Source organism: Streptomyces sp. SirexAA-E (genome assembly GCF_000177195.2).
Classification (GTDB): domain Bacteria; phylum Actinomycetota; class Actinomycetes; order Streptomycetales; family Streptomycetaceae; genus Streptomyces; species Streptomyces flavovirens.
Genome location: NC_015953.1, coordinates 3,533,393 through 3,552,597, shown reverse-complemented (window position 1 = coordinate 3,552,597; position 19,205 = coordinate 3,533,393). Strand labels below are relative to the sequence as shown.

General features: G+C 72.8%; 19 protein-coding genes. 13 read left to right on the top strand and 6 right to left on the bottom strand.

All coding sequences use genetic code 11. From position 1 onward, the window contains the following. Positions 1–147: 147 nt before the first annotated feature. Positions 148–669, bottom strand: coding sequence for a hypothetical protein (locus SACTE_RS15790; RefSeq protein WP_014047034.1), 522 nt, complete (start codon positions 667–669; stop codon positions 148–150). 105 nt (positions 670–774) lie between these two features. Beyond that, positions 775–1,260 (bottom strand): peroxiredoxin, encoded by a 486-nt coding sequence (locus SACTE_RS15785; RefSeq protein ID WP_014047033.1) that lies wholly within the window; start codon positions 1,258–1,260, stop codon positions 775–777. Positions 1,261–1,424: 164 nt separating this feature from the next. Between SACTE_RS15785 and SACTE_RS15780 the strand changes: the two genes are divergently transcribed. The 3 genes from SACTE_RS15780 to SACTE_RS15770 all read left to right on the top strand — a co-directional run bounded on the left by SACTE_RS15780 (position 1,425) and on the right by SACTE_RS15770 (position 4,498). Beyond that, positions 1,425–2,228 carry an alpha/beta hydrolase gene (locus SACTE_RS15780; RefSeq protein WP_014047032.1) on the top strand — a complete coding sequence of 268 codons (804 nt, stop codon included), beginning with the start codon at positions 1,425–1,427 and terminating at the stop codon, positions 2,226–2,228. A gap of 75 nt (positions 2,229–2,303) precedes the next feature. Beyond that, positions 2,304–4,025, top strand: coding sequence for a SpoIIE family protein phosphatase (locus SACTE_RS15775; protein WP_014047031.1), 1,722 nt, complete (start codon positions 2,304–2,306; stop codon positions 4,023–4,025). Between the two features lie 59 nt (positions 4,026–4,084). Then, positions 4,085–4,498: a hypothetical protein gene (locus tag SACTE_RS15770; RefSeq protein WP_014047030.1), complete on the top strand. Its 414-nt coding sequence runs from the start codon at positions 4,085–4,087 to the stop codon at positions 4,496–4,498. A 70-nt stretch (positions 4,499–4,568) separates the two neighbouring features. Here the strand turns inward: SACTE_RS15770 and SACTE_RS15765 are convergent, their stop codons facing one another. Both SACTE_RS15765 and SACTE_RS15760 read right to left on the bottom strand, forming a co-directional pair. Beyond that, positions 4,569–5,417 carry a GNAT family N-acetyltransferase gene (locus tag SACTE_RS15765; RefSeq protein WP_014047029.1) on the bottom strand — a complete coding sequence of 283 codons (849 nt, stop codon included), beginning with the start codon at positions 5,415–5,417 and terminating at the stop codon, positions 4,569–4,571. A 109-nt stretch (positions 5,418–5,526) separates the two neighbouring features. Beyond that, positions 5,527–5,745, bottom strand: a complete 219-nt coding sequence (locus SACTE_RS15760) for a hypothetical protein (protein ID WP_014047028.1) — start codon at positions 5,743–5,745, stop codon at positions 5,527–5,529. Positions 5,746–6,302: 557 nt separating this feature from the next. Between SACTE_RS15760 and SACTE_RS15755 the strand changes: the two genes are divergently transcribed. The 3 genes from SACTE_RS15755 (at position 6,303) to SACTE_RS15745 (ending at position 9,933) form a co-directional block, all read left to right on the top strand. Next, positions 6,303–6,506: a cold-shock protein gene (locus SACTE_RS15755; RefSeq protein WP_014047027.1), complete on the top strand. Its 204-nt coding sequence runs from the start codon at positions 6,303–6,305 to the stop codon at positions 6,504–6,506. 247 nt (positions 6,507–6,753) lie between these two features. After that, positions 6,754–8,244 (top strand): DEAD/DEAH box helicase, encoded by a 1,491-nt coding sequence (locus tag SACTE_RS15750; protein WP_014047026.1) that lies wholly within the window; start codon positions 6,754–6,756, stop codon positions 8,242–8,244. Positions 8,245–8,433: 189 nt separating this feature from the next. After that, positions 8,434–9,933 carry an alpha/beta hydrolase gene (locus SACTE_RS15745; protein ID WP_019992528.1) on the top strand — a complete coding sequence of 500 codons (1,500 nt, stop codon included), beginning with the start codon at positions 8,434–8,436 and terminating at the stop codon, positions 9,931–9,933. A gap of 23 nt (positions 9,934–9,956) precedes the next feature. Here SACTE_RS15745 and SACTE_RS15740 read toward each other — a convergent pair whose 3' ends face one another. Further along, positions 9,957–10,865 carry a zinc-binding dehydrogenase gene (locus tag SACTE_RS15740; RefSeq protein ID WP_014047024.1) on the bottom strand — a complete coding sequence of 303 codons (909 nt, stop codon included), beginning with the start codon at positions 10,863–10,865 and terminating at the stop codon, positions 9,957–9,959. A gap of 203 nt (positions 10,866–11,068) precedes the next feature. Here SACTE_RS15740 and SACTE_RS15735 point away from each other — a divergent pair, with 203 nt between their 5' ends. Continuing rightward, entirely contained in the window at positions 11,069–11,659 is a 591-nt protein-coding gene (locus SACTE_RS15735) for a ScbR family autoregulator-binding transcription factor (protein ID WP_014047023.1), read from the top strand. Positions 11,660–11,677: 18 nt separating this feature from the next. Then, a complete protein-coding gene (locus SACTE_RS15730) occupies positions 11,678–12,439 on the top strand; it encodes a glucose 1-dehydrogenase (protein ID WP_014047022.1) in 762 nt (253 codons plus the stop codon). Here SACTE_RS15730 and SACTE_RS15725 read toward each other — a convergent pair. Then, on the bottom strand, positions 12,433–13,365 hold the full coding sequence (locus SACTE_RS15725; RefSeq protein WP_014047021.1) for a ScbA/BarX family gamma-butyrolactone biosynthesis protein: 933 nt from the start codon (positions 13,363–13,365) through the stop codon (positions 12,433–12,435). The two genes, SACTE_RS15730 and SACTE_RS15725, sit on opposite strands and share 7 nt — an antisense overlap. 103 nt (positions 13,366–13,468) lie before the next feature. On the opposite strand from SACTE_RS15725, the gene SACTE_RS15720 reads away from it, so the two are divergent. From SACTE_RS15720 to SACTE_RS15700, 5 genes are all read left to right on the top strand, one after another. Then, positions 13,469–14,113 (top strand): ScbR family autoregulator-binding transcription factor, encoded by a 645-nt coding sequence (locus tag SACTE_RS15720; RefSeq protein ID WP_014047020.1) that lies wholly within the window; start codon positions 13,469–13,471, stop codon positions 14,111–14,113. A gap of 91 nt (positions 14,114–14,204) precedes the next feature. After that, positions 14,205–14,939, top strand: coding sequence for a peptidoglycan recognition protein (locus SACTE_RS15715; RefSeq protein WP_014047019.1), 735 nt, complete (start codon positions 14,205–14,207; stop codon positions 14,937–14,939). 197 nt (positions 14,940–15,136) lie between these two features. Further along, positions 15,137–15,898 (top strand): transglycosylase family protein, encoded by a 762-nt coding sequence (locus tag SACTE_RS15710; protein ID WP_014047018.1) that lies wholly within the window; start codon positions 15,137–15,139, stop codon positions 15,896–15,898. 118 nt (positions 15,899–16,016) lie between these two features. Further along, entirely contained in the window at positions 16,017–16,781 is a 765-nt protein-coding gene (locus SACTE_RS15705; RefSeq protein ID WP_014047017.1) for an HAD-IA family hydrolase, read from the top strand. After that, positions 16,781–19,204, top strand: coding sequence for a glycosyl hydrolase family 65 protein (locus SACTE_RS15700; protein WP_014047016.1), 2,424 nt, complete (start codon positions 16,781–16,783; stop codon positions 19,202–19,204). Before SACTE_RS15705 ends, SACTE_RS15700 begins: the two co-directional genes overlap by 1 nt. Position 19,205 lies beyond the last annotated feature (1 nt).

The following is a 19,205-nucleotide window of genomic DNA, read 5'->3' as shown; positions in this document are numbered from 1 at the left end:
CGGACTGTGCGGAATGCGGACGGGCATCGGGGTCGGTGGTGTGGTGCGCTCAGCCGGTGCGCCGGGCGCGCTGGATGTCGTGCGCCCGGCGGTGGGCCGGGCGCGGCGGGTGCGTCCGCGCCCAGCGGTGCTCGGCGCGGCGGGTGTTCAGCGCTCCACGGGTCGGACCGTGACCGAGGTCGTCGAGAGCGTGCCCTCGACCCAGATCTCCGTCCCCCGCTCGACGGGCACCGCGCTCTTCGCGGAGTACTTCACCGTCTGGCCCGCGAGACGCAGCAGGACCTCACCGTAGCCGTCGGCCGGGATGCGGGTCACGACGGACCCGGAGGTGCCGACGAGATCCTCACCGCGTGGCGTGGCCGTCGTCTGGTCCCGCATCAGGGCCTTGCTGAACTTCCACGTCAGCCAGCCGGCCACGAGCCCCGCGGCCCCGCCCGCCACGGCGGCGCCGGTGGTGCCCGCCCCCGTCGTGCCGAGGACGATCGCGCCGCCGAAACCGAGCATGGAGAGGAAGCCGGCGATGACGGGGAGGGAGAGCAGACCGTCGAAGAGACCGTTCAGCAGACCGCCGAACGCATCACCCAGGAGCCCTTCGAGGACTCCGTCGAAGATCAGCGACAAGGTGAGGAGCACGATTCCCGCGATGCCGAGACCGAGAAAAACGGTCATGTGATCACTCCCCCGACTTTCGACTTCCCCCGAAGTATTTGCGCCGAACTGGCTGAATGATCCCATACACCATGGGAAAACCACACTGCCGGATCCCGGCAGTCTTTACGCGTTCTTGATGCCGGACAGCTGTGCGGCGAGCGTGTCGATCGACTGGAACGTGGCCCCCAGCAGCGCGACGTGCTTCCACCGCAGCACCCCGTCCGGGCCGATCAGGAAGACGGAACGCCGTACGCCGATACCGGGCGCGGCCACCTTGTACGCTCGGGCGACCTCCCGGTCGGTGTCGGCCAGCAGGGGCATGCGCAGCCCCTGGGCGCGGGCGAACGCCTCGTGGCTGTCCACACCCTGTGGACTGATCCCCCAGACCTCGGCGTCGAGCCCCTCGAAGATCTCGAACCCGGAGGAGTAGGAGCAGAGCTGCCTGGTGCAGACGGCCGTGTTGTCGCCCGGGTAGAAGGCGAGGACCACGGACCGGCCGCGCGCGGAGGAGAGCGTGTGGTCGCGCCGCTCGAAGGCGTCGCCGGACAGCACCCCGCCCGGCAGCGTGAAGTCCGGGGCGGGGCTGCCGATCTCGGGTCCAGATGCCATGGGGGTGCTCCTCGGATTTCCGTACGGGAACGGGGACGGGACTCGTACAGTGAACGCCATCGGCGACACGGCGTTCCGTGCGACCCATCCGTGGACTGTCCGGCTCCGAACAGGGAACAGAAGGGGCGGGGCGCCGGACCGCGCACCCGGAACGGGAGGTCTGAGTGCGCCAGCGTCCGCCGTCGGCAGCGGTTCTCGTCCTGCACGGCGGCTACGAGACGGGCATGGCACCGCCCCCGCCCGGGATCATGAATCTGCCCGCGCTGCGGATGCTGCCGTTCCTCCGCGTGGTGTCCAGGGCGGTGGTGGCGGGCGACGCCCCGGTCCTGGTCCGCCGCGTCCGCTACACGCACCGCGGCTGGAACGGCACCCGGCAGGACCCGCTGCACGACACGGTCCGGGCGCTGGACCGGCTGCGGAGCGAGGCGGGGGACATCCCGGTGGTCCTGCTCGGCCACTCGATGGGGGCACGCGCCGCGCTCCACGCCGCCGGTCATCCACTGGTCGGCGCGGTGGTGGGACTCGCCCCGTGGTGTCCGCCCGGCGACCCGGTGACGCAGCTCGCGGGACGCGACGTCGTGCTGCTGCACAGCACCCGGGACCGGGTGACCAGCCCGCTCGCCTCCCAGTCCTTCACCGTCCGGGCCCGCAGGGCCGGTGCCCGCACCTGCCTGGTGACGATCCCGGGGAGCGACCACGCGATGCTGCGGCGCGCGTCGGCCTGGCACCACCTGACGCGCACGCTCGTGCCGGGACTGCTCGGCCTGGCACCGGTACCGGACCGGGTCGACGCCGCGTTCGGTCTGCCCCCGGGGGCACCGGCGTCCGAGGGCACGGCGTCCCTGGCCGAGGTGGACACCCGGGGCGAGCGCGGACGTGACGCCGGGACGCGGGCGGACGAGGCCCCCGGGCGGCGGACCGGCGGCGGCACGCGGGGATGCGGGGCGGGACGGCGCGGCAGACGATGAGGGGCGGGAAGGCGGGCGGCCTGGGACCCGTCCGCGCCCCCGCCGCCCGACGCGTCCGGACCCCAGGAGGCTCCGTTGCAGGCCGAACAGCCCGCCGACCCGCCCCCGCCCTTCGACGTGGCGAAGGCGGCCGCGCTGATGCGGGACAGCCCGGCGGGCATGGCCGTGTTCGACACGGAGCTGCGCTACCTCTACGTGAATCCGGCGCTCGAACGGCTCAACGGGATCCCCGCAGCCGCCCACCTGGGGAAGGCCGTCGCCGAGGTGCTGCCCGGCGTGGACGCGGCCGAGGAGGTCATGCGGGCGGTCCTGGCCGACGGGAAACCACGCGAGGCCATGTCCAGCGGCCGTACCTGGGCGAGCGTCCCCGAGGGGGAGCGCTTCTGGCAGGGGGCGTACCACCGTTTGGAGGAGGACGGGGAGGTGCGCGGACTGGTCGGCGTCGTCCTGGAGATCAGCGTCGCCCACCACCAGCAGAGGGAGCTCGAACAGGCGCGGAGCTACCTGTCGCTGCTCGACACCGCGTCCGCCACCATCGGTACGACGCTGGACATGGACACCACCTGCCGGGAGCTCGTGGACTTCGTCGTGCCCGCGCTCGCCGACGTCGCCGTGGTCGAGGTCTTCCCGCCGGAGGTGGGCCACGCCGTCCGCAGACCGCCCGAGGGGGTGGTGCGGCTGCGCCGGGCGGCGATGGCCCTGGGCCCGGGGCTGCGGGACACCGTCAGCCCGTTCGGGGCCGCGGGCGAGTACATCGACTACCAGCAGGACGCCGCCGTGCAGCGCTGCCTGGCCACGAACCGGCCGGTGATCGAGAACCTCTACAGCGACGAGCAGCTCGACCGCTCCGCGCCCACCCGCGGCCGGGTGGCGGGCTACCGGGCCGTCGGACTGCACTCCGCCGTCATCGTGCCGCTCACCGCCCGCGGACGCCCGCTGGGGGTCCTGGCCCTCGCGCGGACCGGCGACTCACCCGTCTTCACCGAGGGCGGCGACGTCGTCATCGCCAGGGAACTGGCGGGCCGGGCCGCCGTCGACCTCGACCACGCCCGCCGCTACGCCCACGAGCACACCATCGCGCGGGAGCTCCAGCGCTCGCTGCTCTCCGAGCCGCGGGGCCCGCACCCGCACGTCCAGGTCGCGAGCCGCTACCGTCCCGCCGACGAGGGGGCGTTGGTGGGCGGTGACTGGTTCGACGTCATCCCGCTTCGCGACGGCCGCCACCTCAAGGCGATGGGCGACGTGATGGGCCACGGGGTCGAGGCGGCCGTCGCGATGAGCCACTACCGGTCGATCCTGCGGGCCGTGGCCGAGGACGACATGGAGCCGCACCGCATCCTGCAACGACTCGACGACGCCGTGGTGCGCTCCGGCGTCGACCGCGCGGCGACCTGTCTGCTCGCGGTGGTCGACCGGTACGGCGGCATCTGCCGGCTGGCCAGCGCCGGACACCTGCCGCCGGTCTTCCTCGACCCGGGCGCCCCGCGCGCCCGGGTGGCCGCCCACATGCCCGTCGGGCCGCCCCTGGGATCCGGCTTCGGCGGCTACGAGACGACGGACGTGCCGTGCGGGCCGGGCACCGTGCTGTTCATGTACACCGACGGCCTGGTGGAGCGGCGCGGGGAGGACATCGACGTGTCGGTGGGGCGGCTGGCGAGCCTCACGCTCCCCGCGAGCGGACGGCTGGAGGACCTGCTGGACGAGGTCCTGGACCGGTTCGCCGAGAACGCGGAGGACGACATCGCGGTCCTCGCGTCGAGGGTCCACGAGGGCGCCTCCTTCAGCCACCACGGCTGACGGCGGCCCGGCCGGGAGCGGCGGGGCCGTTGTCGGTGGCGGGTGAGAGCATCGGTGCCATGGAACCTCTGCTCCTCACCGACATCGAGGCGGCCGTCCGCAGCAGTTGGGACGCGGACACCACCACGCCCGAGTACCGGTCGCGGTGGAATCCGGACAACCCCGCCCGGGACCAGTGCGGCGTCACCGCCCTGGTGGTCCACGACCTGCTGGGCGGCGAGCTGATACGCGGCGAGGTGCTGGTGGACGGTGAGCGCGTCGATCACCACTGGTGGAACCGCCTGGGCATGGGTGTCGAGATCGACCTGACCCGCGAGCAGTTCGGGGCCCACGAGCACGTCGTGGGCGGGGTGGTGATCGAGCGTCCGGCGGAGATCGTGCGCCTGCGCGCGGAGTACGAGCTGCTGCGCGCCCGGGTGCTGGAGCGGCTGCGCGGACGCATACGGGCACGGGGAGCGGTCGGCGCGGGCTGAGCCGCCCCGTCCCGCAGAGGCTCCCCGCCGCGTCGGCGGCCCGGCTTCCCCGCGCCCTCCCGCCGCGCGGTCAGCCGAGTTCGAGACTGGTGATGCCGAAGACGCCCGCCCGGTCGAACTCCGGGACGGGCCCGGTGTACATCCGCGCCGTGTCGAACGACGGTGTCAGGCCCAGCTGTTCGGCGAGACGGACGGCGGACGGGTTGACGTCCGGCACGTCGATCGCGACGGGCACGTCCGGGGCGCCGGCCGCGAGCGCGCTCACCAGCGCGGCGGCCACCTCCGGGGAATCGGCGTGCAGCGGTCCGATGCGGGAGGCCTCGCGGCAGGCGCGCAGCACGGCGAACCCGGCGAGTTCGCCGTCCCGCAACGCGGCCAGCGCCGTGCGGCCGGGCGCGGTGATCCAGGGAGCCAGGAAGCTGTCCCGGGCCTCGGGGAAGAAGCGCCGGTCGTAGGCGGCGAGCCGGACGAAGGGCAGGGTCCGGGCATCGGTGAGGGTGACCCCGGCGGGCGGAGCGATGCCGGCGGGCGCGACCCCCTCGTACCGGGCGTTCCCCCAGGCCGTACGGAAGCCGGACCTGCGGTAGTTGTCCTGCTGCGCGGGTACGCCGTCGAGTCCGACGGTGCGCCCGGCCAGCCGCGCCGTCCCCGCGTGCCAGGTCCGCAGTCCGTACCCCCTGCCCCGCAGGGACGGCCGGGTCAGGTAGAAGCCGAGGAACCCGAAGGAGTCCCCGTAGCGCACCACGGAGACGGAGGTCACCGGCTCGCCGTCGAGGCGGCCGACGAGGAAGCCGCACGGGTCGGCGGTGAAGAACGCCTGCCCGTCGGTGAGCCCGGGATTCCAGCCCTCCTCATGGGCCCAGTCCCCCAGCATGGTGATGTCGTCGGCGCTCGCGGTGGAGATCTCGAAGTTCGGCACGGGACAGCACTACCCCGCGCGGCATCCGTTCATGAGATCGGTGACGTGCGTGAGTTCAGGGACGTTCACCAGGTCAGGACGTCACCAGGTCAGGACGTTCACGAGGTCATCAGTGGCCGGGCTGGGCGGAGCGTCCGCGCAGCCGGCGCAGCACGATCAGGGCCGAGGTGACCAGCGGCAGCAGCCCGGCCACGGTGTTGGCGGCGGTGAGTTTGTCCTGTGTGCCCTTGGCCCGGCGCATCTGCTTGACCGTGCGGACGATGGCGAGCGCGCTGCCACCCAGATTCAGAGCCAGGCCGACCTTTGAGTTCTTCGGTGTCTTGGGCATCTGTCGTACCTCCGGTACGTGCATGTGCCTGCGGGACCCCTCGCTCCACGAAACCGGGTTCCGGGTGGGTGCGCAATCGGGGGACCTGCCGACGGCCGCGCATGAATGTAGCCCTTCACGACGGGGGATGCGCGAAGGGCTACGCGTGCAGTATGGCCCTTCGGCAGGTCGGGCGACAACTGACCGACCGGTCAGCTGTGTTGGGCGCGCAGGGACCGGCCTCCGCGACGGGACGGCCGGGGTGGTCGCGGCCACCCGTGGCGGAGGCGGCGTTTTCCCGCTACCGGAATGCCGCAGACGTGATCTTCCTTTTCCGGGGGTGGCGTCTGCGGGCGCGACTCCGGGGTGATATGGTTTTCGGCTCGGATCTTCGGAAATCGTGCTACTCTTCATCGGAGTTGCAGTTGTGGTTCCCAAGACTTCAGGTGCGCCGATCCTTTTTCACTCGGGTGGGTGCGCTTTTGTATTTCCGGTCCCTGCCGGTCGGGGTAATCATGTGCGGCGACGTAGGGCTCGCACAGTGCGGACCCACGGGCAACGCCCCGAAGGAGAAAAATATGGCAACCGGAACCGTGAAGTGGTTCAACTCGGAAAAGGGTTTCGGCTTCATCGAGCAGGAGGGTGGCGGCGCCGACGTCTTCGCCCACTACTCGAACATCCTCGCCCAGGGCTTCCGCGAGCTGCAGGAAGGCCAGAAGGTGAACTTCGACGTCACGCAGGGTCAGAAGGGCCCGCAGGCGGAGAACATCACCCCCGCCTGATCACATCGGGCGTATGACACGGCTGGGGCCCGCACCTTCGGGTTGCGGGTCCCGGCCCGTTTTTCCGCCCGCCCGGCCGAGGGCCGCGCCGTGTCCACCACGGCGCGTCCGGCGGGGCGGGCTCTGCCATTCGTATGCGTTTATTTCACCGGCCCGTATCCGGCGATTCCCGGCGCCGCGCACCGTGTACCGGTGCGGCCGCCCGGAAGGAATCCCTCGGCACGTGCCATTCGAGGGAAGGTTCTCTGTGAACCGGGATCGCACAGTCCGCACGAACGACCGCTCCACCCGGACGGGGTCCGGTGGATCACCCGCCGGCCGCGTGTCCGGTACCGGACGCGGCACGCCCACCGGAACGGCCGAATTCACCGTTCCGGAATCCGTCGTCCCGGCGCTGCCCGCCGTGGAGGCGTTCGCGGATCTGGATCTGCCCGCGCCGCTGCTGGCGACCCTCGGCGCGGAGGGGGTGACGGAGCCGTTCCCGATCCAGGCGGCGACCCTGCCCAACGCGCTCGTGGGCCGTGACGTGCTGGGCCGCGGGCGCACCGGCTCCGGAAAGACGCTGGCCTTCGGTCTCGCCCTGCTGGCCCGGACCGCCGGACGGCGCGCCGACGCCCGCCGACCGCTGGCCCTGGTCCTCGTCCCCACCCGGGAGCTGGCCCAGCAGGTCACCGACGCGCTCGCCCCGTACGCGCGGTCCCTGAAGCTGCGGACGGCCACGGTCGTCGGCGGTATGTCCATCGGCCGGCAGGCGAGCGCCCTGCGCGCCGGAGCCGACGTGGTCGTCGCCACCCCGGGCCGCCTGGCGGACCTCGTCGGCCGAGGCGACTGCCGGCTCGACCGGGTCGCCGTCACCGTCCTCGACGAGGCGGACCAGATGGCCGACCTGGGCTTCCTGCCCCAGGTCACCGAACTGCTCGACCTGGTGCGCCCCGACGGCCAGCGGATGCTGTTCTCGGCCACCCTGGACCGTGAGGTGGACCAGCTGGTCCGCCGCTACCTGCACGACCCGGTGGTCCACTCCGTCGACCCGGCGGCCGGCACGGTGACGACGATGGAGCACCACGTGCTCCACGTCCAGGGAGCCGACAAGTACGCCACGACCACCGAGATCGCGGCACGCGACGGCCGGGTGATCATGTTCCTGGACACCAAGCACGCCGTGGACCGGCTCACCGCCCATCTGCGCGGCAGCGGTGTCCGGGCGGCCGCGCTGCACGGCGGGAAGTCGCAGCCGCAGCGCACCCGCACCCTGGACCGGTTCCGGACCGGCGACCTCACGGTGCTGGTCGCCACGAACGTCGCCGCCCGGGGCATCCACGTCGACGACCTCGACCTCGTCGTCAACGTCGATCCGCCGACCGACCCCAAGGACTACCTGCACCGCGCCGGCCGTACCGCACGTGCCGGGGAGTCCGGGAAGGTCGTCACGCTCGTGCTGCCCGACCAGCGCCGCGAGCTGACCCGGCTGATGACGGAGGCCGGTGTCCGGCCGCAGGTCACCCAGGTCCGCTCCGGCGAGGCCGAACTGAGCCGCATCACGGGGGCGCGCACCCCCTCGGGCGTCCCCCTGGCGGGCGCCGCGCCGTCGACCGAGCGGTCGGCGAAGGGCAGCGCTCCCGGGCCCCAGCGCCGACGCGGCAGCAAGCCCCCGCAGGGTCGCCGCTCCAACGCCGGCACGGCGACCGCCGCGGCCCGCGCCGCGGCCGCCCAGCGCCGGGCGAACCGGGCGGCCTGACAGGCGGGGCAGCTCCTGGGGTCTCGCGGCCCGATCAGGTCCGGAAGGCCGACCGGAAGGCCGACCGGGCCGCCGACCGGGCCACCACCGCCGACCGGCCCGCCTCAGGACGGTTCCTGGGGCTGGCCCCACCGCAGGCGGCGGGGCCGCCGCATGGGCAACGGACACGGCCCCGACCACCCTTGTCCCATGACTACTTGCACCCGAAGACGCGCCGCACTGACGCTGTCCCTGGCCATCGCCGCATCGGCCCTCACCGCGGTGTCCTTCGCCCCGGCGGCGGGCGCCGCCGGGGCCCCCGCCCTCGCCTGGAAAGCCTGTGAACAACCCGGTGGACCCGCCGGCCAGGAGTGCGCGGAGCTGCCCGTACCGCTCGACTACCGGGACCCGGGCGGCCCCCGGCTGACGCTCGCCGTCACCCGCCTCAGGGCCCAGGGCCCGGCACCCCGTCGCGGGACGCTGGTGGCCCTCCCCGGCGGCCCCGGCGGATCGGGCGTGCAGCGCGTCACGGGACGCGGAGAGGCGCTCCGCGAGGAGACGCGGGGCCGGTACGACATCGTCGGCTTCGATCCGCGCGGCGTCGGCTCGAGCAGCAGGGCCGGGTGCGGGCTGGCCGAGGAGGACCGCCATCTGATCGCCCTGCGGTCGTGGCCGGCCCCGGACGGCGGCATCGAGGAGAACGTCGCCCGCTCCCGACGGATCGCCGAGGCGTGCGCCCGCAACGGGGGCCCGGTGCTGCGGAGCTTCACCTCCGAGAACCAGGTCCGCGACATGGACCTCCTGCGCCGTGCCCTGGGCGAGAAGAAGCTGTCGGCCTGGGGCACGTCGTACGGGTCGTACGTGGCGGCCCTCTACGCCCAGCACCACCCCGACCGCACCGACCGGTTCGTCATGGACAGCACCGCGGACCCCGATCCGGACCGGCTGGAGCACGGCTGGCTGGCCGACATGGCGCGGGGCGCGGACGACCGCTTCCCGGACTTCGCCTCCTGGGCCGCCGACCCGCCGGCCGCCTACCGGCACCTGCGGCTCGCCGAACACGCCGAGGACGTACGGAAGGTGGTCACCGACCTCGCCGCGCGGCTGGACCGGGAACCGCGCCGGACCGTGGGCTCGGACATCCCGCTGACCGGCAACGCCCTGCGCCAGGCACTCCAGACGGCCCTCAACGACGACGGCGCCTTCCCGGACTTCGCCGCCCTGGTCAAGGAGGCCGCGGACCCCGAGGGGCGTCCCGTGCTGCCGCCCGAGCTCTCAGGGCCGCTGCCGGACGCCGACGCCTCCCTGCTGGTGGCGGTGATCTGCAACGACGTGCGCTGGCCGCGTCAGGTCGGCGGGTACCGCCGCGCGGTGGCCGCCGACCGCGCCGCGCATCCGCTCACCGCGGGCATGCCGGCGAACATCACGCCCTGCGCGTTCTGGAAGGACCCCGCCGGGAAGCCCATCCGGATCACCGGCGACGGCGCGTCCCGGATCCTGATGATCCAGAACCTGCGCGACCCCTCGACCCCGTACTCCAGCGGCTTGGAGATGCGCCGCTCCCTCGGGGACACGGCGCGGATGGTCACGGTCGACCGCGGCGGGCACGGCGCCTACGTCCCGGGCCGCGGCGCCTGCGGTGACCGGACCGTCACGGCCTACCTCAACGACGGCCGGCGGCCCGCGCGCGACACGTACTGCGCCGACTGACGGACACCGTCCCGCAGGCCGTCTCAGGGCCGCAGGACCACCTTGCCGACCGTCCGGCGCGCCAGCAGGTCCTCATGCGCGCGCCGGGCCTCGGCCAGTGGGTAACCGGGCCCGGTCACGGGCTTCAGGCGCCCCGCGGCGACCAGCCCGAAGAGCTCACCGAGGGGGCCGCTGACCCCGCCCGGCGCCGCCAGGGCGGGACGCAGCCAGAAGCCGACCACCGAGGCGGGCACACGGCCCAGCCGGGCGGGGTCGACGGGGGTGAAGCCGGTCCGGGCGGCGTTGCCGTACGTCACGAGCCGGCCGAAGGGCGCCAGCGAGTCCAGTGCCCGGTCGAAGAGCTCGCCGCCGACCGCGTCCAGGACGACGTCCGCCTTCTCGGCCAGCGGGTAGTGGGCCACCGCGTCCGCGCCGAGGTCCAGGGCGAGCCGTCCCTTGGCCGGGGTGGACACCTGGGCGAGCACCCGGCCCGCCCCGAACTCCCGCGCCAGCTGCACGGCGAGGCTGCCCACACCGCCCGCCGCGGAGTGCACGACGACCGTCTCGCCGTCGCGCAGCCGTGCGGCGGTGCGCAGCAGGTGCCACGCCGTCAGCCCCTGCATCAGCAGGGCGAGGGCCTCGGCGGCACCGAGACCTTCGGGGACGTCCACCAGCCCGGACTCCTTGGCGGCCACCTGCTCCGCGTAACCGTGCGAGACCCGGGCCAGCACCCGGCGGCCGTCGGGCGTACGGCCCACGACCTCGCTGCCCGGGACGTACGGCAACGCGGAGGCGTCCAGGTAGGAACCGTCCACCTGGTGGGTGTCCGCGAAGTTCACCCCGGCGGCCTCCACGGTGAGCAGCACCTCGCCGTCCCCCGCGGTGGGCGTGGGGAGTTCGACGGGCCGGAGCACTTCGGGACCGCCGAAGCGGTCGAACTGGATGGCGAGCATGCCGCACGGTACCGCGACCCGCACCGGGGGAGCCCGGGGCCGTGCCTCTGTACGGCGCAAGCGTGTACGGGCCATTTTCCGGAAGACGCAAGAAACAATCCATCCGGTTTGTTAGAGTGGTGACTCTGAGTGTCCATCCGGTGTGACGAAATGGGCGGACACCTCTGTAGTCCTCTTATTCCCGTACTCACCGGAGCGGCAGTATGGCCAAGCAGGACCGCGCGGTACGCACCCGGCAGGAGCTGATCCGGTCGGCCGCCACCGCCTTCGACCGGAGCGGCTACGCCCTCTCCTCCCTCACCGAGATCAGCCGTGGCGCGGGGGTCAGCAGCGGCGCACTGCACTTCCACTTCAGCAGCAAGCAGGCGCTGGGTTCCGCCGTCGAGGAGTCCGCTGCGCAGTCGCTCGGGGACATCATCGCCCTGCCGCCCCGCGAACACCCCGCGCCACTGCGTCACTTGGTGGACACCTCGCACGTCCTGGCCCGGCGGCTCGACGAGGACGTGGTGCTGCGGGCCGGCTTCGGCCTCGCCGCGGACGCCACATGGATGGGGGACGTCACGCTGTGGCGGACCTGGCGCAGCTGGGTCCGCACGACGCTGACCCGGGCCCGCCACGAGGCCGCCCTGTCGCCCGACGTCCCGATCGAGGACGCCGTGTCCGCCGTCACCGCGGCGGTGGTCGGGGCGCAGGCGCTCGGCCGGTTCGACGTCGAGTGGTCACCGGAGTACGCGCTCACCCAGTTCTGGAATCTCATGCTCCCGCGCATATCGGCCATGGCCCCGGCCGAATAACGCTGCGAGACTGCGCGCATGAGTGATCTCCTCAACGGCAAAGTCGTCCTCATCACCGGGGCGAGCAGTGGTATCGGCGCGGCGGCGGCACGCGTGTTCACGCAGGAAGGCGCGCGGGTGGTGCTGGCCGCGCGGCGGGAGGACCGACTGGCCGCACTGGTCGGCGAATTGAAGGACAAGGGAGCCGAGGCGGCGTACGTCGTGTGCGACGTCACGGTGGCCGAGGACGCCGCCCGGGCGGTGGACTTCGCGGTCAGCGCCTACGGGCGCCTCGACGGGGCGTTCAACAACGCGGGCCTGGGCGGCGACCGGACTCCGCTGCACCTCATGGGGGACGACGTCTACGACGCCGTCATGGACACCAACGTGCGGGGCGTCTGGAACTGCATACGCCCGGAGATAGCCGCCATGCTCGCGGGCGGCGGCGGTTCCATCGTGAACAACAGCAGTGTGGGAGGCCTGGTGGCCATACCGGCGGCCGCGGCCTACATCGCGGCCAAGCACGCGGTCATCGGCCTCACCCGGGCCGCCGCCGACGAGTACGCGAAGCAGGGCATACGGGTCAACTCGGTCGCTCCCGGGACAACGCGCAGCGAAATCACGGCGGACTGGTTCGGGCGGAACCCCGGTCTGGAGGAGATGGTCAACGGCATGACCCCGCAGGGCCGCACGGCCGACCCCGTCGAGGTCGCGGCCGCCGCCGCCTGGCTGATCAGCGACCGTTGCCCGTTCCTCACGGGTACGGTCCTGCCGGTGGACGGCGGCTTCGTCAATCAGTGATCCGGCACCGCGTGCCTGCCGGTGGGTGAACCGCTCAACCGGCCCCGGAACACCGGAACACCGTCCTGCGTCCCCGTGACCAGTACCGTGGTCCGGCCGGGGCCGGGGGCCGCCTCGGCCGTGATCCAGCAGGGGCGGTCGAACTCGACGTATCGCTCGAAGCTGCTGGCGAAGGCCGTCAACTCGAAGGGGGAGGGATGCAGGAAGGCGTTGGCCGCCTGATGCGCCGCCTCCATCAGGACGAGTCCGGGGACGTGGTCCACCGGGTGGTCGTAGAGCAGGACGTTGCGCACGTCGTTGCGCAACCGCCAGCGGTGAGCCGTGTCTCCGGGCGCCAGGACCACGTCGTGACCGGTGGCGCGGCCGACCGTGCCGGGATCGACCGGTGCGGGCAGCTCCCAGGTGTTCCAGCCGGCCGTCGGGTGTTCACCGCGGAGCCGACGGTAGGCGGCGGGCGACACCCATCCGAAGTCGCAGTCCGCCCGCGCCACCATGGCCTCGCCCTGGAAGATGCGGATGTCCATGGCGAGCGAACTGACGGAACGCCCGCGTCTCTTCGGCTCCGCGAGCGTGATCTCGACGGTGAGCAGAGACGGTTCTGCACCGGAGACGCGCAGGCCCGGGGCCACGGTGAAGTCGAAGGCGTGCAGCAGCGTCTGGTGCGTGAGCGGCACCCCGTACTCGGCGTGCGCGATCACCAGGCCGGTCTGGCGGACGGTCTGGGTCAGTATCCGGGGGTCGTAGGGCAGGGCCCCGTCGGAGGCCGGCCAGCGGACGGTGAGCGAGAACACGCCATCTTCGCGGCGGCTCCAGCCGGTGACGAGGACCGACGAGTCACGGCTGAGGTGGGCGTATTCCTTGGGGACGACGGCACCGCCCCTCGCGTCGGCGTGTGGGGCGGGCGGGAAAACAGGAACCTCGGACACAGTCCCCCCGGACGTGACACAGACCGATAGACAGGGCGCTGGTAGGATACCGGTTCACCGGTATTTTTTGAAGCGCACAACCACGATCAAGGGGAGCGCAGGTTTGGCAAGGCAGCAACGGGCGATCCGGACACGCAGAATCTTCCTGGAGGCCGCCGCCGAGGTTTTCGACGAACACGGGTACGACGCCGCCACCATCGCCGCGATCCTGGAGCGGGCCGGTCTGACCCGGGGTGCGCTGTACTTCCACTTCACCTCCAAGGAGGAACTGGCGCGCGGGGTGCTCGAGGAGGCGGTGACCTCGGACGGGGTCCTCCCGCAGGCCTTGAAACTGCAGGAGTGGGTGGACATAGCGCTGATGCTGGCCTACCGCCTGCCCCGCGAGCCGATGCTCAGCGCCTCGATACGCCTCTCCGTCGACCCGCGGGCGCGCTCCCTGTTCGGCACCCGGTGGCCCGACTGGATCTCCCTCGGCGCGACGCTCCTCGTCGAGGCCAAGGAGCGGGGTGAGCTCCTCCCGCACGTGGACCCCATCGCGACGTCCCGGCTCCTCGTCGGGGCCTGGACAGGGGTACAGCTGGTGACGGAGTCGATGGCCGAGCCGCCGGAGCTGGTGACCGAGATCTCCGCCCTCTTCGAACTCATCCTTCCCACGGCGGTGGTCCCCGGGGTGCTGGCCCGGCTGGACACCTCGCCGCACCGGCCCGAGCGCATCATGGAGGAGAACCGCGTGGCCACCGCCTCCTGACCGCGGAGGGCCCCGCCGGGACCGCCCGTCCCTTCACCCGATCGGCGGGCGCACCCCTGCGAAGGTGCTGGTCAGCGGTCAGGGTGGCCCTATGTGGCTTCGCCGAACAGCCCTGGCCGCCGCGGTCGTGCCGCTGGCACTCCTGGTGTTCCGGGACGCGCCGGTACAGGTCCTCGGGCCCGACCAGGCCGCCGTGCGGCCGGAGACGGTGGGCGGCGCACCGCGGCCCGCGATCGTCAGCCGGGCCCAGTGGCACGCGGACGAGGACCTGGTCAAGGAGCACGCCACCTACACGGGCGCGGTGAACGCGGTCTTCGTGCACCACACCGGCCACCCCAACGACTACGACTGCGCCGATGTCCCCAGGATGCTCCGGGCCATGGAGGAGGACCACGTCCGGGGCGAGGGCTGGGACGACATCGGGTACAACTTCGTGGTCGACCGCTGCGGGACCATCTACGAGGGCCGGGCCGGCGGCATCGGACGTTCCGTGCGAGGCGCCCACACCACGGGGTTCAACGCCCACAGCGTCGGTGTCGCGGCGATCGGGGACTTCGCCCCCGGGGTGCCCGTGCCCCAGGCGCTCATCGACGGGATCGCGAAGGTGGGGGCCTGGAAGCTCCGGCAGGGCATCGACCCGCGGGGCACCGTGCGGATGGTGTCGACGAACGACGACAGCCTGTACGAGCGCGGCCAGGCGGTCCACCTCCATGTGGTGTCCGGTCACCGCGACACGTTCGAGACCAACTGCCCCGGCGATGCCCTGTACGCCCGACTCCCCGCGATACGCGAGGAGATGGCGAAGCTCCGGGTTCCCCGGAAGTAGCGGTTCCCGGTCATTCGGCGGCGCCCCTCCGCCCTTTCCACCGGTCTGCGGACATCTTTCGGACGAGCGCGCTCCGAGGCGCCCACCCGAGTGAAAGAGCCCACTGCGGACGCGTCAAAGCCACATAAAAACCATATCGGCGGCTTATCTGTTCGTGCCCTAGCACACCTTTCGGAGCACAGCGGAGGAATACCGTCATGCCGGCATCACCCCTCGCCAAGCAGCCCGTCGAAGCCGTGTTCGCTCTTCTGCTCGTCCTCCTGAGCGTGCTGGGCCTGGCCGGCCGCAGCGTCGCCGCCACCCCCGCCCAGGCAGCGCCCGCCCAGGCGGCCCCGGCCCGCGCCGCCCTCGTCCACACCGTCACCGCGGGCACCGACTGGGACCGCATCGCCCAGTGCGAGAGCGGCGGACGCTGGGACATCAACACCGGAAACGGCTACCACGGCGGGCTCCAGTTCGCACCCTCGACCTGGCAGGCCTACGGCGGCAAGCAGTACGCCCCCCGCGCCGACCTGGCGACCCGCTCGCAGCAGATCGCCGTCGGTGAACGCGTCGCCCGCTCGCAGGGCATGGGAGCCTGGCCGAACTGCGGACGGCTCGGAGCCGGCGGCACGTCGAACTCCGGCAGCGGCACCCAGGCGGCCCCCGGCAAGCAGTCCGGCGGCGGCGTGAACGGCACCAGCGGCTCGGCCGGCTCCGTCAGCCCGGCGAGCGGTTCCGCGAGCAGCGCGTCCGGCAGCCGCGCCGACGACTCCTCGGACCACGCCACGACCACCCGCTCGCACGACCTCGTCGGCAAGGAGACCCACGTCGTCGAGCCGGGCGACTGCCTGTCCGTGATCGCCGAGCGCGCCGAGGTCCCCGGTGGCACCGACGCCCTGTACGAGCTGAACCGCGCCCTGCTGGACAAGGGCCCGGACCTCATCTACCCCGGTCAGCGTCTCCGCCTGATCGCCTGACCCCGCCCTCGGCCGCCGGGGCCGTACTGCTGACGCTTGGTTCCGGCCATGTTTTTCACCGCGGCCCCATGATGGGGCGCACAGCAACTCTCCGACTTTTCACCCCGGGGGTCCGCTCATGGCAGCCGCAGCATCCCCGGTACCGGGCCTGCGATCCGTACGCGCCGTCGTCTTCGACACCGACGGAGTGATCACCGACTCCGCCCCGATGCACGCGACGGCCTGGAAGAAGGCGTTCGACGCCTGCCTGGCCACACACCCGGACCAGCGCCCCTTCGACGAGACGGACGACTACCGGCGCCACGTGGACGGCCTGCCCCGGCAGGACGGCGCCGAGGCCTTCCTCGCCTCCCGCGGCATCGACCTCCCCCCGGGCAGCCCGGACGACCCGCCGGGAACGGACACGGTCCACGCGGTCACCGCACGCAAGGAAGAGGAGTTCACCCGGATCCTGCACGCCCGTCCGGTCGCCGTATGGCCGGGCACGGTCCGCCTCCTGCACGCACTGCGCGACGAAAGGATGCCCCGCGCGGCGGCCTCCTCGTCCCGGCACGCGACCGAACTGCTCGACGGCGCGGGCCTGCTGGACCTGTTCGACGCCGTGGTCGACGGAAACGAGTCGCACCGGCTGGGACTGCCGGGGAAGCCCGACCCCGCCCTCTTCACCGAGGCGGCCAGGCGGCTGGGCACACCCCCCGGGGACACCGCCGTCGTGGAGGACGCGCTCGCCGGTGTGGAGGCGGGACGCCGGGGCGGCTTCGGCCTGGTGGTGGGCGTGGACCGGACCCAGGGGAGCGGCAGCGCCGACGATCTGCTCCGGCACGGTGCGGACGTCGTCGTGAGCGACCCGGGTGACCTGCTGTCCGGCGGGGAGGACGACTGATGGGACGTCCGGCGTGGATCTGGGCGTACGAGGGCTACGACCCGGAGCAGGAGCGTCTGCGGGAGGCGCTGTGCACGCTGGGCAACGGCTACTTCGCGACCCGGGGCGCCGCGCCCGAGACGCACGCGGCCGAGACGCACTATCCCGGCACCTATGTCGCGGGCTGCTACAACCGGCTGGTCTCCTCCGTCCAGGGCAGGGACGTGGAGAACGAGGACATGGTCAACCTGCCGAACTGGCTGCCGCTGCGCTACCGCCTGCGGCCCGCGAAGGCGCCACCCGGCCCCTGGCTGCACCCGGACCACCCCTACCTCGTCGAGCACCGGCAGTGGCTCGATCTGCGTGGCGGCACCCTGAGCCGCCGCTCCGTCTACGAGGACGACCTGGGCCGGCGGCTCACCGTGGAGCAGGACCGGCTGGTGCACATGGGCGATCCCCATCTCGCGGCGCTGCACACGGTGTTCACCGCCGAGGGCTGGGAGGGCGAGCTGGAGGTGGTGGCCGCCATCGACGGCGACGTACGCAACCGCGGGGTCGCCCGCTACCGGGAGCTGGCCGACCGCCATCTGACCGGGTGGGAGACCGGCACGGAGCACGGCTCCACCGTGTGGCTGCGGTGCCGCACCGTGGAGTCGGACATCCAGGTCGCGCTGGCCGCCAGGACCGTGGCGGCCTGCGGTCCGGGATCGGACGGCGGGGAGCATCCGGCCGAGCCCGAACAGCAGCCCAGGGCGGTCCAGCAGAACCTGCTGCTCCCGCTGGGCCCCGGGTCCCCGGCCGTCGTCGACAAGACCGTCGCGCTGTACACCTCCCGCGACCCGGCCATCGGCAGCCCGCTGCGGGCAGCGGTCCTGGCGGTCGGCCGGGCCCCGGCGTACCCGGCGCTGCTGGCCTCGCACCACCGGGCCTGGGCCGACCTGTGGCAGCAGGCCCGGCTGGAGGTGCCGGGCGAGCCGGGACGCATCCTTCGGCTGCACCTGTTCCATGTGTTGCAGACACTCTCCCCGCACACGGCGGAACTCGACGTCGGGGTCCCGGCCAGGGGACTGCACGGTGAGGCGTACCGGGGGCACGTGTTCTGGGACGAGCTGTTCGTCCTGCCCTTCCTGAACCTCCATCTCCCGGAGGTGTCAAGGGGGTTGCTCGACTACCGGCACCGCCGGCTGCCCGCGGCCTGCCGGGCGGCGCGTGCGGCCGGCCGGGCGGGGGCGATGTTCCCGTGGCAGAGCGCCGACGAGGGCCGCGAGGAGACGCAGCAGGTCCACCTCAACCCCCGCTCGGGCCGCTGGCTGCCGGACCACTCCCACCTCCAGCACCATGTGGGCTCGGCCGTCGCCTACAACGTGTGGCAGTACTGCCAGGCCACCGGCGACACCGACTACCTGTACGGCAACGGCGCGGAGACGCTGCTCCAGGTCGCCCGCTTCTGGGCCGACCGCGCCGAGTGGGACGAATCGCTCGGCCGGTACCGCATCCGGGGGGTGGTCGGGCCCGACGAGTACCACGACGGCTACCCGGGGGCCGAGAGGCCGGGCCTCGACGACAACACGTACACCAACGTGACGGCGGCCTGGGTGCTCTCGCGGGCCGGAGAGCTCTGCCGCGACCTGCCCGGCAGCCGGTGCGGCCAGCTGTTCGAGCAGATCGGGCTGGACCCCGGCGAGCTGTCCCGCTGGGACGACATCGCGCACCGGCTGTACGTGCCCTGGCACCGGGGCGTCGTCAGCCAGTTCGCGGGCTACGGGGAACTGGCCGAGCTCGACTGGGCCGGCTACCGGGCCCGGTACGGGGACATCCGGCGGCTGGACCGGATCCTGGAGGCGGAGGGCGACACCGTCAACCGCTACCAGGCGTCCAAACAGGCCGACGTGCTGATGCTCGGCTACCTCTTCTCCCCCCGGGAGCTCGCGGCCCTCTTCCGGGGCCTGGGCCACGAACTGGACGACGCCACCTGGCACTCCACGGTCGACTACTACGCGGCGCGCACGAGCCACGGCTCCACCCTCAGCTCGCTCGTCCACGCCTGGGTGCTGGCCCGGGTGAACCGGGACGACGCCTGGACGTACGCCGAGGAGGCGCTGACCGGCGACGTCGCGGACGTCCAGGGCGGCACGACGGAGGAGGGCATCCACCTCGGCGCGATGGCCGGCACCCTCGACCTCGTGCAGCGCGGGCTGACCGGTCTGGACACCCGGGACGACGCCCTGTGGCTCAGCCCCGCGTCGCTGCCGCAGCTGTCGAAGTTCCGGGTGCGCCTCCGCTTCAGGCGGCACTGGGACGTCGACCTCCGGCTGCGGGCCGAGCAGCTCAGGATCGCGGTGCCGGACTCCGGCCGTCCGGGCGTCCGGGTCAGGCTGGACGGGCACACCTACGTCGTCGAACCCGGCACCTCCCGGTGGCTGGACCTGCCCCAGGGCGCCTGAG